11 protein-coding genes are annotated in these 13,530 nt (G+C 66.1%); 3 read left to right on the top strand and 8 right to left on the bottom strand.

Going from position 1 to position 13,530, the window contains the following annotated elements; all coding sequences use genetic code 11:
* Window positions 1–13: 13 nt before the first annotated feature.
* A complete protein-coding gene (locus tag AB0M74_RS25030) occupies window positions 14–1,318 on the top strand; it encodes an ammonium transporter (RefSeq protein ID WP_366528718.1) in 1,305 nt (434 codons plus the stop codon).
* A 92-nt stretch (window positions 1,319–1,410) separates the two neighbouring features.
* On the opposite strand, the gene AB0M74_RS25025 is transcribed toward AB0M74_RS25030, so the two are convergent.
* A complete protein-coding gene (locus AB0M74_RS25025) occupies window positions 1,411–2,337 on the bottom strand; it encodes a neutral zinc metallopeptidase (protein WP_366528717.1) in 927 nt (308 codons plus the stop codon).
* Between the two features lie 261 nt (window positions 2,338–2,598).
* Between AB0M74_RS25025 and AB0M74_RS25020 the strand changes: the two genes are divergently transcribed.
* On the top strand, window positions 2,599–4,236 hold the full coding sequence (locus AB0M74_RS25020; protein ID WP_366528716.1) for a DUF2207 domain-containing protein: 1,638 nt from the start codon (window positions 2,599–2,601) through the stop codon (window positions 4,234–4,236).
* 81 nt (window positions 4,237–4,317) lie between these two features.
* On the opposite strand, the gene AB0M74_RS25015 is transcribed toward AB0M74_RS25020, so the two are convergent.
* The 7 genes from AB0M74_RS25015 to AB0M74_RS24985 form a co-directional block, all read right to left on the bottom strand.
* Window positions 4,318–5,595, bottom strand: coding sequence for an ROK family protein (locus tag AB0M74_RS25015; protein WP_366528715.1), 1,278 nt, complete (start codon window positions 5,593–5,595; stop codon window positions 4,318–4,320).
* A gap of 388 nt (window positions 5,596–5,983) precedes the next feature.
* On the bottom strand, window positions 5,984–7,417 hold the full coding sequence (locus tag AB0M74_RS25010; protein ID WP_366528792.1) for an MFS transporter: 1,434 nt from the start codon (window positions 7,415–7,417) through the stop codon (window positions 5,984–5,986).
* Between the two features lie 268 nt (window positions 7,418–7,685).
* Entirely contained in the window at window positions 7,686–8,519 is an 834-nt protein-coding gene (locus AB0M74_RS25005; protein ID WP_366528714.1) for a carbohydrate ABC transporter permease, read from the bottom strand.
* Entirely contained in the window at window positions 8,516–9,355 is an 840-nt protein-coding gene (locus AB0M74_RS25000) for a sugar ABC transporter permease (protein WP_366528713.1), read from the bottom strand. Before AB0M74_RS25000 ends, AB0M74_RS25005 begins: the two co-directional genes overlap by 4 nt.
* A 71-nt stretch (window positions 9,356–9,426) precedes the next feature.
* Window positions 9,427–10,671, bottom strand: coding sequence for an ABC transporter substrate-binding protein (locus AB0M74_RS24995; protein WP_366528712.1), 1,245 nt, complete (start codon window positions 10,669–10,671; stop codon window positions 9,427–9,429).
* Window positions 10,672–10,982: 311 nt separating this feature from the next.
* On the bottom strand, window positions 10,983–11,768 hold the full coding sequence (locus tag AB0M74_RS24990) for a hypothetical protein (protein ID WP_366528711.1): 786 nt from the start codon (window positions 11,766–11,768) through the stop codon (window positions 10,983–10,985).
* Between the two features lie 124 nt (window positions 11,769–11,892).
* Window positions 11,893–12,468, bottom strand: a complete 576-nt coding sequence (locus tag AB0M74_RS24985) for an HhH-GPD-type base excision DNA repair protein (RefSeq protein ID WP_366528710.1) — start codon at window positions 12,466–12,468, stop codon at window positions 11,893–11,895.
* A 206-nt stretch (window positions 12,469–12,674) separates the two neighbouring features.
* On the opposite strand from AB0M74_RS24985, the gene AB0M74_RS24980 reads away from it, so the two are divergent.
* Window positions 12,675–13,481 carry a methyltransferase domain-containing protein gene (locus AB0M74_RS24980; protein WP_366528791.1) on the top strand — a complete coding sequence of 269 codons (807 nt, stop codon included), beginning with the start codon at window positions 12,675–12,677 and terminating at the stop codon, window positions 13,479–13,481.
* Window positions 13,482–13,530 lie beyond the last annotated feature (49 nt).

The following is a 13,530-nucleotide window of genomic DNA, read 5'->3' as shown; positions in this document are numbered from 1 at the left end:
AAAGGAGTTACCCGTGTCTTCAACCATCGATCCCGCAGCTACCGCCTGGCTGCTCATCAGCACTGCACTCGTCCTGCTGATGACACCGGCGCTGGCCATTTTCTACGGCGGGATGGTGCGCTCGACCGGCGTACTCAACATGCTGATGATGAACTTCATCGTTATCCCACTGGTGACCGTGGTCTGGTTGCTCGCCGGCTACAGCCTGGCCTTCAGCGAGGACGCGGGCGGCGGCCTGATCGGCGACCTCGGCCACTTCGGCATGGCAGGCATCGACCCGAACACCGTGCACGGTTCGGTTCCCGAGCTACTGTTCGCCACCTTTCAGCTGACCTTCGCCATCCTGACCGCGGCACTGGTCAGCGGTGCGATCGCGGACCGCGCGAAGTTCTCCGGCTGGATGGCGTTCGTGCCGCTGTGGGCGCTGGCGGTGTACGTGCCGATCGCGCACTGGGTGTGGGGCCCGGACGGCTGGCTGGCCTCCTTCGGTGCGCTCGACTACGCAGGCGGGCTTGTGGTGGAGATCGCCTCCGGCGCGTCCGCGCTCGCGCTGGCGATCGTGCTCGGCCCGCGCATCGGTTTCAGGATTGATCAGATGCGTCCGCACAACCTGCCCTTCGTGCTGCTCGGCGCGGGTCTGCTGTGGTTCGGCTGGTTCGGCTTCAATGCCGGATCGGCGCTGTCCGCCAATGGTGTCGCGGCAGCGGTCTTCCTGAACACACTGGTCGCGGGCTGCCTGGGCATGCTCGGCTGGCTCGCGGTGGAGCAGATCAGGGACGGGCGGCCGACCACCTTCGGTGCGGCCTCCGGTGTGGTGGCGGGTTTGGTCGCCATCACCCCGTCGTGCGGTTCGGTGAACACCCTCGGCGCACTGATCGTCGGGCTCACGGCCGGTGTGGTGTGTTCGTTCGCGGTCGGCTGGAAGTTCAAGGCGGGCTATGACGATTCGCTCGACGTGGTCGGCGTGCACTTCGTCGGTGGTGTGGTCGGCACGCTGCTGATCGGCCTGCTCGCCAACCAGGTGATGACCGGCGGCGTCGAGGGGCTGCTCTACGGCGGCGGTGCGGCCCAGCTCGGCAAGCAGGTCGTCGGTGTGCTCGTGGTCGCGGCATACGCGTTCGGGGTGACCTTCGCGCTCGGCAAGGGCATCGACCGTGTCATCGGCTTCCGGGTGACCAAGGAAGACGAGACCGCGGGCATCGACTTCGCACTGCACGCCGAGACCGCGTATGCCGAAGGCGTGCACGGACATGCGCCGCGCCGATTCGGTGAGGGACACTTCAGCCACCCGCACGCCGCCGAAGATCGGGAACGCTGACCCCCGAAGGTAGGCATCTGGCTGCCGCACCGGACCGGTGTTGTGACAACACCGGTCCACGGGCGACCTGCACGTGTCGCCGTATGCCGTTGTCAGCTCACCGTACTCGCCGCAGCGGTGAACGTATTGCACTGTGCCGCACGGTTCTTATCCACACCGATCTCGAACCAAGCGCCGCCGTTGTCCGCGGTGCCGTGGTCACGCATGTCCCCGCGCTGATCGCCGCGACCGTGCGCATCCCGCTTGGCGAGGCTGATCTGGCTACCGGTCAGCGAGCCGCCGCCGGACGAGGACGCCATGTACATGCCGTCGAAACAGTTGGCCTGCAACTCGACTCGACGCGAGAGCTCCAAACCCTTCTCGCTGCGCGCACCCGCGTCGACCCGCTCGCTGTTGGCTTTGCGCAGGATTCCCGACATGGCCTGGATATGGTGGCCGTACTCGTGCGCGAATACCGAGAGGTAGACCACCCAGTTGTCTTTGAACAGCTCGGTCTGCAGCTGGCTGATCGGCATGTAGATGGTCTTGTTCGCCGGGCAGTAGAAGGCCGCGAAATTACTCGTGGTTCCGGTGCACGGTGTGGTGATGCCCGAAGTCGTCGCGCTCACGTTGAGCGCGGGCGGCTGGAACGGCAGATTCGACTTCGCCAGTACAGGTTTCCACGCCGCCTCGAGGCAGCCCGCGGCCGACTCGAAGAACTTTCGCGCCGCGTCCACCTGGGTGCCCCACGGTGAGTAGTTGCAGCGCGCGGGCACCAGGGTCGAGCTCGGATCGGTCAGCAGCGGGTTGGTCCCGGTCTCCGCGCGGCCTGCCGCGCCACCGGGATCCGGGGTAAAGGTGAAGCTGGGCGCGGGTCCCGACGAGTCGGCACTGTGCCTACCTGTCGAAATCGCATAGCGCACCAGGGAACCCGCCACCAGGAACACGATGACCAGCAGTAGCGCGGTCAGACCACCACCACGTTTGCGGGGCGGGCCGGGCGGATGGCCGGGTGGGCCGTAGGGCATCGGCGGCGGCATGCGCGGGCGGAATCCGGGTGGCGGATAGCCAGGGGGCGGCCCGTATGCGGGCGGCGGGCCATATCCCGGAGGCGGTCGATGGCCGGGCGGCGGGCCATATCCCGGAGGCGGGCCATAGCCGGGCGGCGGCGGAACCGGACGCCCACCGGGCGGAACCGGTCCATAACCGTACGGTGGTTGTGTCACTCCCCCGTACCCCCTCGTCTCATGATCGCCGACAGCCGCTGACGCAGAATAGCAACTTGTCTAGAGTAGGCAGCCATGCTGACTTTTCGGGGGGGCGCCGCTGGTAGCTCCGCGGCGCTGATTCTCGCGACCGCGGGAATGATCGCGGCCGCTCCGTTTGCCCACGCTCAGCCCGCGCCCGACGGCGTGCACATCACCGCCGATCTGAAGCTCAGCGCGCAGGGCGTGCTCGAGGTCGTCGAGAAGGTGGTGGTGCCCGCCGACGGCGAGTTCAAAATGTCGTTGCCGCTGCGGCTCAAGGTCGGCGCCGATGTCGAACGCGTCTTCAAGGTCACCGATGTCGGCACCGAGGGCGAGGGCACCGCGACGGTCGCGAACGATCAATTCACCATCGACGCGAAACCAGGCGAGTCCACCTTCACCTACGCGATCCACAACACCGTCAGTGATGCGCCGGGCACGCAGGTCTTCCGATGGCTCGGCATGGTCAATGCCGATGTCGCCTCGATCAGCGCATCATTGATCAGCCCGTCCTACGAAATGGGCATCGTAGACTGCAAACTCGGTCCACCCGGGAACCTCAGGCAGTGCTCCGACCTCCACATCGAGGCGGACGGGGTGCTCTTCTGGGAGCAAACAGACCTGCACAAGGGCGACACCATCGACCTGACATTGCAGCTGCCGCCCGGCACGGTCCCGTCCAACGCCGACGTCCGCGGCGGCGGCGAACCCGGTCCGTTCGCCGTCACCACACCGGTTCTCGTCGCCTTCGGTGTGCTGCTGCTCGCGCTGGCCGGACTTGCCGCCTTCGTACTGCGGGCGCGGCGCGAAAACGCTGCTGCCGGAACCGGATCGAACACCATCGATCCGCTGCTGCGGGAGGGCGGTCGAGTGCAGTTCACCTCCCCCGACGGCATCCTGCCGGGCGAAGCGGGACTGGTGCTCGATGAGCACGCCGATCCCGCCGATATCGCTGCCACCGTGGTAGATCTCGCGGTACGACGCTATCTGTGGATCACTCCGGTCGGCGACTCCGACTGGCGGATCAACCGCGTCAACGCTCCCGACGACCAACTGCGCGACTACGAGAAGGCGGTCTTCCAGACCCTGCTGCCCGAGGGCACGGAATCGGTCACCCTCACCGAACTTCGGGCGCCCGGCCGCGTGCAGGCCGAACCGGTCCGCACTGCTCTGCGCGCTGACGCGGTCGCCCGCGGCACGTTCATCGCACGGTCCGGTCTCGGTCCGACGACCTGGCTCGGCAGTGGCCTGATCGTCGCGGGCATCGCAACGACCGTCGCGCTCGCCGCCACCTCCGGCCACGCCCTCGTCGGCGTCGCCATCCTGCTCGCAGGCATCGCTACCTTGCTGCTGCCCAGCAATCTGCCTATCCGGACCGCATCCGGCCGCACACTCGCCGGACAGGTCCGCGCACTGCAGCGCGGCCTCGATGCGACTGTGCGCGAACAGATTCCGCCCGCCGATCAGGAACTCGTGTTCTCCAGAGCACTTCCCTTCACCGTGATCAGCGGCCGCGCCGACAACTGGATCCGTGCTTTCCGCGACCTGAACCCCGCCGCCGATTCCCAACCCGGCCTCTATTGGTTCGGCAGCTTCGAACGCGACCACAACCTCCAGCGCTTCGCGGGCCACTTCCCCTACTTCATCACCGCACTCGAAGGACTCTTCGCCACATCGGGCGGCAACAGGTAGGGCTGGGCAAGCCGGTGGAACACACTGACGGCCGGGCTTGTTGCCCGGCCGTCAGCTCTCAGCGATCGGTCGTCTCAGCGATCAGTCCACAGCCGCGGCTCGGCGCATCGCAGACAGCGGGTCCGCGTAGAGCGCACTGAGGGAGGTGACCACAGCCGCGAATTCCTGGACCTTGCCACCGAATCCACTGATTCGGATGTCGGTGGGCGGCAGGGTCGAGGACTGCTGGAAGGCGCGCGCCACGTGGGTGACCGCCGGACGGTAGCCGGTGAAGGCCTGACCGCCCAGGATCACCCGGTCCGGATTGAGCATGTCCCGGACCAGCGCCACGGTCTGGCCGAGCGTGGTCGCCCGCTCCGCGAGCAGATCCTTGGCCGGCTCGCAGCCCGCTTCGGCTGCCCGGTACAGATCGGCGATGGTCGAGCCCGCAGTGCCGTTGTAGGCCGGAATGATCCCGCGCCCGACTGCCCTCGCGTGCAGCGAGCGATCACCGACCGTCACCTCGAGGCAGCCGCGCCTGCCGCAGGGGCACACGACATCGGAGCCGGTCGGCAGATGCGCGATCGAACCGGGCCCGTTGCTCGGCGTGTGCACGCGGCCGTCCAATGTGACTGCGACACCGGCGGTTTCGCGGACGTAGAAGTATAGGCTGCTGCCGCGTTCGGATCCGACGCCGCGTGCGTCACGCTGATCGGGAGTCGGAAGCAGCAGCTCGGAAGCCGCCATGGCCTCCACGTGCGGCGCGACCGACACCGGCAGCTCGAGCACCTCGCCGAGTACCGAGCCGATCTGTGCGCCCTTCCATTCCAGCTTGGGATGGTCGACCACGCCGGAGAGCGGGTTGACCCGACCGCCGATCGCGACACCGGCCCACAGCGCCTTACGCCGATGCCAGCGCTGCAGGAAAGCCTTGGCGCTGCGGGCGACGGTCGTGGTCGCGAAGTCCTGACCGGTCTGCGGGGTGGCGATGGCGAGTCCACCGAGGATGCGCCCGCGCAGATCGGCCGCGACGATCTTGGTAGCCGCGGCGCCGATGTGAATGCCGAGGGTCAGGTACGCCTCGTGGTCGATCTCGAAAGGCACCCGCGGACGCCCCACCGCACCCGAGGCGGTCAGATCGGGGCGTTCGCGCAGCAGGCCCGCGGTGAGCAGCGCGGACACCTGACGGTTGACCGTCGCGATGCTCAAACCCGTTGTGCGCGCGGCATTGTCACGGGAAACCGGGCCACCGGTCGCGGCGCGCAGCACGGCTGCCGCCGGATTGTCGGCGATGCGGAGTTCCGGCGCGACAACGGGGCGCTGAATACGAACACGACCGTTCGCCACCCGGGAGAGGGGTCGCTCGAGAGTGAGGGACATATGAAGATTCCTTGCCGAAGTCCCGTAACTACGGGACGTGCCTACATGTGTGGCGACGAGGCAGCGCGCGAGTGCGAAGAATCGCTCAGCTGCAGCGACAGGAACGACACAGTTCCCGCGTCAGCGGCAGCCGCAAACCCAGTGCGGCGGTCACGTAAGTGACCCGCAGTGCGGTCGAGCGGCCAGTAGACATGGGATCAAAGTTAACACCGAAATCGCCGGCCACCAAGCCCCCTCGACGGCCTCGGGCGATCCCGATAGAGTATCGCGCCCCGAAATCCTTGCCCCACACCGGGTTCCGATCGCCTGTGGCCCAGCGCACGCGGTGTCCAGAAATGCCGAATGGGGCCACCGATACGGCGACCCCATCGGGTGACTTTCTTTCCCCTTACGCGGCTTCGGCGACCACCTGACGGCGGGCCAGCAGCGCGGTGGCCGAGGCGACGAGTCCGACCAGCGCGACCACGGTGACCAGGTACAGGCCGGGCCGGTACTGGGCAATGCCGGTTGCGGCGCCACCGCTGATCAGACCGGTGACGATGGCGAGTACGACGGCTCCGCCGATCTGACCCGAGGTCTGCACCAGGCCCGAGGCCAGACCCTGCTCATGGTCGGCGATGCCCTCGGTGGCCTGCACCATGACCGAGGAGAAGCCGAGTGCGAAGCCGAGGCCGAGCAGCAGGAACGCGGGCAGGTAGTCGACGACGTAGGTCGGGTCCGCGCTGCCGCCGAAGGCGATGAACCAGAGGTAGCCGAGCACGAACGAGGCCATCGAGGCGATGATCATCGGAGTCGTGCCGTAGCGGTCGATGAGCTTGCCCGCGACCGGTGACAGGATCGCCACGATGATGCCGGCCGGAGCCAGCGCGAGCGCCATCTTCAGCGGCTCCCAGCCGAGGGTGTTCTGCAGGTACAGCGACACGATCGTCTGGAAGCTGATGTAGGAACCGAAGATTGCCAGCGCGGCCAGATTGGCCCGCACGATCGACTTGACCTTGAAGATGCTCAGCCGGACCAGCGGATGCGCGACCTTGTTCTCCACCACGAAGAACGCACTGAGCAACGCGAGCGCGACAACGGCGGTGGCGATCACACTTGCGGTGAGGCCCTTTTCCGGCGCCGTGACGATCGTGTAGACAGCGGCGAGCATGCCACCGGTCAGCAGTGCGGCGCCCGCAAAGTCGATGCGGCCGTTCTCCTTTTCGATGTTGCGCGGCACCACGATGTATGCGGTGACGACGACCGCGGCGACGACGACGACCGGCACGTAGAACGTCAACCGCCAGTCGATGCCGGTGAGCAGACCCGAAACAATCAGCCCGGAGGCGTATCCGGTGGCGCCGAAGACCGTGAAGATCGACAACGCACGGTTGCGATCATGGCCTTCTTTGAATGTGGTGGTGATGATCGACAGGGCAGCCGGTGCGGTGAACGCGGCGGCGACACCCTTGACGATGCGACTGGCGATGAGCAGCGCGCCGTCATCGACGAGTCCGCCTGCCAGCGAGGCGGCGCCGAAGACCACCAGCGCGGCCAGGAAGACCTGGCGGCGGCCGAGCAGATCGGCGGCCCTGCCGCCCAGCAGCAGCAGACCGCCGTAGCCGAGGATGTAGCCGTTGACGATCCACTGCAGACTCTCGGTGTTCAGCCCGAGTTCCGATCCGATGGACGGGAGCGCGACGCCGACCATCGAAACGTCGAGCGCGTCGAGGAACATCGCCAGGCCCGCTACGAACAGCACGGCCCACAGCTTGGGCCCCCAACGACCTGAGATGTGATCGGTTGATGCGGTGTCGAGCGCCTCTGGGGCGGTAGCTGTCATAGTCACGTCGGTAAATTTAGATGCACACGCATTAGATGTCAATGCATCTAATGCAGAAGCACAAACCTTCTGGTCGGAACCAGACGCAGCGAAAGGCCCACCTGATCGCGTGAACCCAAGTCGAGGACCAGGCGGGTCTGTTTGCGCGGCGGCGACGACCGTGGAGGCCGGTCGCGCGGAGCGAACTACTCGGCCGGAGCCCGAGCAGGTGCGGCCCCGGTGCGTCGAACGGGTGACCGATCATGGTGAACGGGCCGGAAGGCGGGGGTCAGCCCGTCGCCGTCAGACCCGCGACAATGCGTCGTTGGCAGATCAGGACGAGTATCACCAGCGGCGTGGTGGTCATGACTGCCGCGGCGGCGATATCACCCCAGGGAATCGAGTAGATGCCGGTGAAGTTCGCGATCCCCACTGGCGCGGTTTGACGGGTAGGGCTCGAGACAAAGGACAGGGCGAGTAGCAGCTCATTCCACGACGCAATGAATCCGAGCAAGGCAGCAGGCACGATTCCGGGAGCGGCAAGCGGGACGGTGATCGACCACAGCGTACGTATCGGGCCCGCGCCATCGAGTCGCGCTGCGTCGTAGATTTCATGGGGAATGGTGCGGAAGTGATTCGCGACGACAACGAATATCAGCGGCAGCGACAGTCCGGCGTGCACAGCTGCCAGTCCGACGTAGGAGTTGAGCAGTTGCAGCCGCAGCAACGCCTGGTAGATCGGGGTCACGATCGCGACCTGGGGGAACACCGACACGCAGAGGACCCCGGCGACGATCGCGCCGCGGCCGGACATTCGCCGCTGTGTCACCACGTAGGCGGCGGCCGTGGCGAAGACCAGCGCCACGGCGGTGGCGCAGGCGGCGACGATCAGACTGTTGCGCATGTACCGGGTGAAGTGCTTCGCGCCGAACACGTTTCGGTAGTGCTGGAGAGTCCCGTCCGGTATCGGCAGCCAGCGGGGGGTGAACTGGGCAAGGTTGCGGTCGGGCTCGAACGAGGCGACGACTTGCCAGGCGAACGGGAACAGCGACCATCCGACGATGGCGCATACCAGCAGAGTAAATCCCCAGCGGCGCAACGGCGCGATCGACTCGCGACTCACGACCGGCCGTCCCGACGGATCTGTCGCAGGACGAAAATCCCGAAGACACCGGCGATTCCGACCTCGGTGATGAACGTGGCGGTGGCGATCGCCGAGCCTTGACCGATATCGAGACCGGAGAACAGCGTGTTGTAGGCGTAGGTCGAGAGCGTCTCGGTAGTGCTGGCGGGTCCGCCACCGGTCACCGCGTACGGCAGGTCGAAGACGCGCACGGCGTCCAGCGCCCGCAACAGAGCCGCCACCAGCAGGCTCGGCAGCAGCAACGGCAGCCGGATCCACCAGAAATAGCCCCATGTCGAAGCACCGTCCAGGCGAGCGGCCTCTTCGAGCTGGGGAGGGCAGGTCTGCAACCCGGCCAGCAGCAACAGTGCCATGAACGGGGTGGTTTTCCAGATATCGGCCACCATCAGGGTTGGCATGGCCAGGGTGGTGGAGCCCAGGAAACTGATCGGCGCGACAACCACATGGGTTCGAACCAGAAGATAGTTGACAAGCCCGCCCTGATCGAACAACCAGTTGAACATCCGCCCCGTCACGACAGTGGGAATCGCCCACGGCACCAGGACAATCGCACACACGAGGCCACGTCCGCGGAACCTGACATCGAGCACGAGGGCGACGACGATGCCCAACAATGTCTCGATAAACGTTGTCACGGCGGCGAATTCGATGGTCTGCCACCACGCTTGCCAGAACAGGCTATCGTCCTGCAAGCGTCGATAGTTGGCCAGGCCCGTGAAGTGATCGGCGCCTTCCATCAAGTTGGTGTCGCGCAGAGACATCCAGATGGTGCGTGCCACCGGAATCAGAGAAACCACGAAAACGGTGGCGAGCATTGGTGACACCAGCGCAATCGAGCCGCGCCGATCTCGAACCAATCGTGAGCCGACGATTCGCACAACAGCTTTCAGCTCAGTATCTCCGCGATTCGGCTACCGGTCGCTTGCAGATGCGCTGCCACTTCGCCGGTGGCGAGCGCAGCGGACACCCCTGCCTGCAGTGCCAGGCTGACCTGGGCGTACTTCGGGGTTTTCGGGCGTGACACGCCCGTGGTGAAGACATCGCGCAACAACACCATGAACGGATTCGACCGGGCGAGCTCCGGATCGTTGTATACCGCGGAGCGGCTGGGCGCCAGACCGAGTTGGGACGCGCAGATCAATTGCGTTGCCGGACTCGACATCCAGGTCAAGAAGTCGATTGCCGCACTCTTCTTCGTGCTTGCCGCGTTCATGCCGAGCTGATATCCACCCAGGCACGATGTGCTCGTTCCACCGGGAAATGCGGGCAGCTTGGCGACCGCCACCTTCCCAGCCACCTGAGACGTCGACGGATTCTGGGCGTTGTTCCATACATATGACCAATTACGGAGAAAGGCTGCGCGGCCACCGAGGAACGGTAGTTCGCTGGGCACCTCGTCCCAGGACTGTACGTCGCGTGGGCTGATTTTGTACCTGGTGAAGGTGTCGGCCATGAACTGGACTGCCGCGACCGCGGGCGGGTCGGCGAGGGTTACCGTCCGGCCATCGGGGCCGAGGATCGACCCCCCGTTCGAACCGATGAACTCCACCAGATTGCATACGACGACCTCCTGCTGCCTACCCTGCCAGGCGAAGCCGTTGAGCACCGCCGACTTGTTCAGCAACAATTGGGCGGCGGCGACGAGGTCGGACCAGGCGGCCGGAATCTCGATGTTCGCCGCCTGCAACAGATCTTTGCGGTAATACAGCATTCCCGCGTCGAGATACCAGGGCAGTGCATGCAATTCATTCATGTATGTACACGCGTCGACTGCACCGGGAAAGTACTGTGCGCGCGTCGGAAGATCTACGTAACCGTCGAGCGGGGCCGACCATCCAGCGTGCGCGAACTCGGCGATCCAGACAATGTCTGCGGTATAGACGTCGATGTCGCCGCCACGTTGGGACAGCGACCGCACCAGCTGTTGGTGAACCTGTGTGCTCTGGTTGGGGGTGGGCAGCTCCCGCAACTCCACGTACACCTGGCTCTGCGAGCTGTTGTACTCGTCGACAATCTGGCCAATTTCCTTCTGGGCGAAGAACTTTGCGCAAGCGAAGGTAATGGTGGTCCGCCCGCTGGAGGTGGTGGGGTCACCACAGCCCACAAGCCCCGGCACCGCAGCGGAGGCCACGGCCGCGGCAGCCTTGGCGAAGGTTCGCCGCGAAGCTCTTTGTTGCCAACGGAATCCGACACAGACATCGCGCACTCCTTATGACAGAAGGGCCACACGGCTCCCCCAGGCTAGTGGTCGGGAGGCACTCGCCCTATCCAACAATGGGAACCCGGGGTGGCGGCCGAAGTTCGCGTCCCCGCCACGCGAAGGGCAGGCAGCAGAGCCGCCGGGTCGGACCGACCACAGCGAAAGGCTCCACCCGGTCGAGAACCGGGTGGAGCCTGTTTCCGTGGCGGTGACGACCGCGGATGCCGGTTGCGCGCAGCGACCTACTTGGCCGGAGCCGGAGCCGGAGCAGCAGGCGCGGCCGGGGCAGCAGGCGCGGCCGGGGCAGCAGGAACGGCCGGGGCTGCGTTGAAGGGCTGGTTGACGGTGGTGAAGTACTGAATCGCCGCACCGATCGCCACCGGGGCGGTGATGAAGATCTGACCCAGCACGGTGCCGACCGCGCCGACCAGGGCGATACCCGCGATGCAGCCGACAGCGGCAGCGGGCAGGAACGGACCGAACAGGCCGACGATGGTGCCGAGGGCGACCGTGCCACCCAGCACGCCGCCGAGCACGCAGCCGATGGCCGCGCCGCCGAGCCCACCGACCAGGGTGCCGACGGTGGCGCCCATCGCGATCGTGCTCGTCAACCGGGTCCAGGCGGCCACCTCACGGTCGTACTCGGTCTTCCACGGCGCCTTGTCCTCATACGGCAGGGCGACCGGCTTGTAGACCGCCTTCGCCGCATCGATCTGTGGAGTGAGAGTCGCCGTGCGGCCGGAGATTTCGGTCGCGATCGGGAACTCGAACTCGTCGACGCGGAACGTCAGCGGCGTTCCCGCGACCACAGTGCCATCGGCGGCCTTGATCTTCAATGCGTCGTCCTCGACGACGATCGATCCGGCATCGATCGTCACGATCGACTGCGTTTCGGTGGTCTGGGCGGTGAAATTGATTGCGTCGCCGGTCTGTTCTGTCGCCGCGGGCGCCGCACCGGAGGCGCCCGAAGCAACTCCGGTCGCGATGGTCACCAGCGCCGCGACAACGGCGAGCTTCCTCATCCTCATTACTGAAATCCCTCATCTCAGGTAAAGCGTCCGAGGGCAAAGCATCGACGAGAAAACGCGAGGAAACGAGGGAAAAACGCAGACAGATTCCAAATAGGCAAACACGTAGCGAACAGAATGGAAACTACTTCGCCTTCGCAGCAGCCTTGGCCTGCTTCTTGAACGCGCGCACTTCCAATAGCGACTCGGCATCGACGATGTCGGCGGCGGACCGGCGCGAACCCTGCTCGGAGTAGGCCCCCGCCGCTGCTTCCCAGCCTTTCGGACGCACCCCGAGCTGCTTGCCGAGCAGGGCGAGGAAGATCCGCGCCTTCTGATCGCCGTATCCGGGCAAGTCGTTGAGACGCTTGCGCACCTCTTTGCCGTCCGGGTCGCCTGCGCTCCAGATCGCCTCGACGTCGCCGTCGTAGTGCTCCAGCACATACTTGGCGAGCTCCTGGGTCCGGCGTGCCATCGACCGGCCGTAGCGGTGAATCGCCGGCGGTGTCGCACAGAGCTCCTCGAACTCGGCGGAATCGGCCTCGGCAATCCGGTGGATGTCGAACCCGCCCATCCGGTCGGCGATCTTTTTCGGACCGCGGAACGCATGCTCGAGCGGAAACTGTTGATCGAGCAGCATGCCGACCAGCAGCGCGAACGGACTCTCCGACAGCAGCTCGTCCGCCTCCGGGTCCTGCGCGAGGCACAGCTTCACAGTCACGGACTTCCTTTCCCGGTCTTCGGCGCACGATCGACTTGTCCTCGATCATCTCATCAGCCGACCGCGCGTGGTCTCGACCACCCGGATCGACACGACCCTCCGATCGTGATACACCTCACAGACCTACCGTGCGATGTGGTAAGCCCCCGCGTAGGCTCTCGGCCATGCCTCAGACGACGGCCGAACCGAGGGACGGAATCGGGCCCATGGATTCGCAAGGATTGCGCCCTGACCGCTTCGACAGCGCGGGTCAGGATCAGTTGGTCGATGTACGCGATCTCCAGGCGGCACTGCCCGGCATCCGGCGACTACGTACCTGGGCCCACGACGCACTCGCACTGCAGCCGGGCGAGCGCGCGCTCGATATCGGCTCCGGCTCCGGAACGGAGGTGCTCGCCTTCGCGGACGCGGTCGGACCGACCGGAACCGCCGTCGGCGTCGAACCCGATCCGCACCTGCTCGCTGCCGCCGAACGTCGCGCGGCCCAGGCCGGGTCGACCGCCAAATTCCATTCCGGCGATGCCTACGGCCTGCCCTTCGGCGCCGACAGTTTCGACGCGGCGCTGTGTGAGCGGGTCTTCCAGCATCTGACCGCACCGATCCGCGCGGCCAACGAGATCGCCAGGGTGCTGCGACCCGGCGGCCGGGCCGTGGTGGTGGACAGCGATTGGGGCACCGCGATCGTGCATCCTGGCAACCGTCAGGTGGTCAGGGAGGTCGTCGACACACTGCTCTCGGCGACGACCAACCCGCTGTCGGGCAGGCTGCTGCCCGGATTGCTGACCAAGGCGGGCCTCGTCATCGAGGAGATCGGCTCCCATGCGCTGGTGCAGGACCGCAGCGTCGGCGCCGGTTCGCTGGTCAATAGGATCTCGGCGATGGCGGTGGCGCGCGGGGTCATCACCGAGGCGCAGCGCGATCAGCTGATCGCCGACCTCGAGGCGGGCGCCGAGAGCGGCGATATCCACCTGTCGGTGACCATGTTCGCCGTGCTGGCTCACAAGCCGCTCTGACCTGAGAGAAACACGACAGCGGGCGCACACCGGATCCGGTGTACGCCCG

This window comes from Nocardia sp. NPDC051463 (genome assembly GCF_040681975.1).
Classification (GTDB): domain Bacteria; phylum Actinomycetota; class Actinomycetes; order Mycobacteriales; family Mycobacteriaceae; genus Nocardia.
The sequence above is the reverse complement of the archived record's forward strand: the minus strand, read 5'-3'. Positions and strand labels throughout refer to the sequence as shown.

Bases quoted from the DNA above. Each gene is read 5' to 3' on its own strand.
- AB0M74_RS24980 (WP_366528791.1), top strand. From the start codon at position 12,675: ATGGATTCGCAAGGATTGCGCCCTGACCGCTTCGACAGCGCGGGTCAG.
- AB0M74_RS25025 (WP_366528717.1), bottom strand. From the start codon at position 2,337: ATGCCGCCGCCGATGCCCTACGGCCCACCCGGCCATCCGCCCGGCCCG.
- AB0M74_RS25020 (WP_366528716.1), top strand. From the start codon at position 2,599: ATGCTGACTTTTCGGGGGGGCGCCGCTGGTAGCTCCGCGGCGCTGATT.
- AB0M74_RS25010 (WP_366528792.1), bottom strand. From the start codon at position 7,417: ATGACAGCTACCGCCCCAGAGGCGCTCGACACCGCATCAACCGATCAC.
- AB0M74_RS25015 (WP_366528715.1), bottom strand. From the start codon at position 5,595: ATGTCCCTCACTCTCGAGCGACCCCTCTCCCGGGTGGCGAACGGTCGT.
- AB0M74_RS24990 (WP_366528711.1), bottom strand. From the start codon at position 11,768: ATGAGGATGAGGAAGCTCGCCGTTGTCGCGGCGCTGGTGACCATCGCG.
- AB0M74_RS25000 (WP_366528713.1), bottom strand. From the start codon at position 9,355: ATGCTCGCCACCGTTTTCGTGGTTTCTCTGATTCCGGTGGCACGCACC.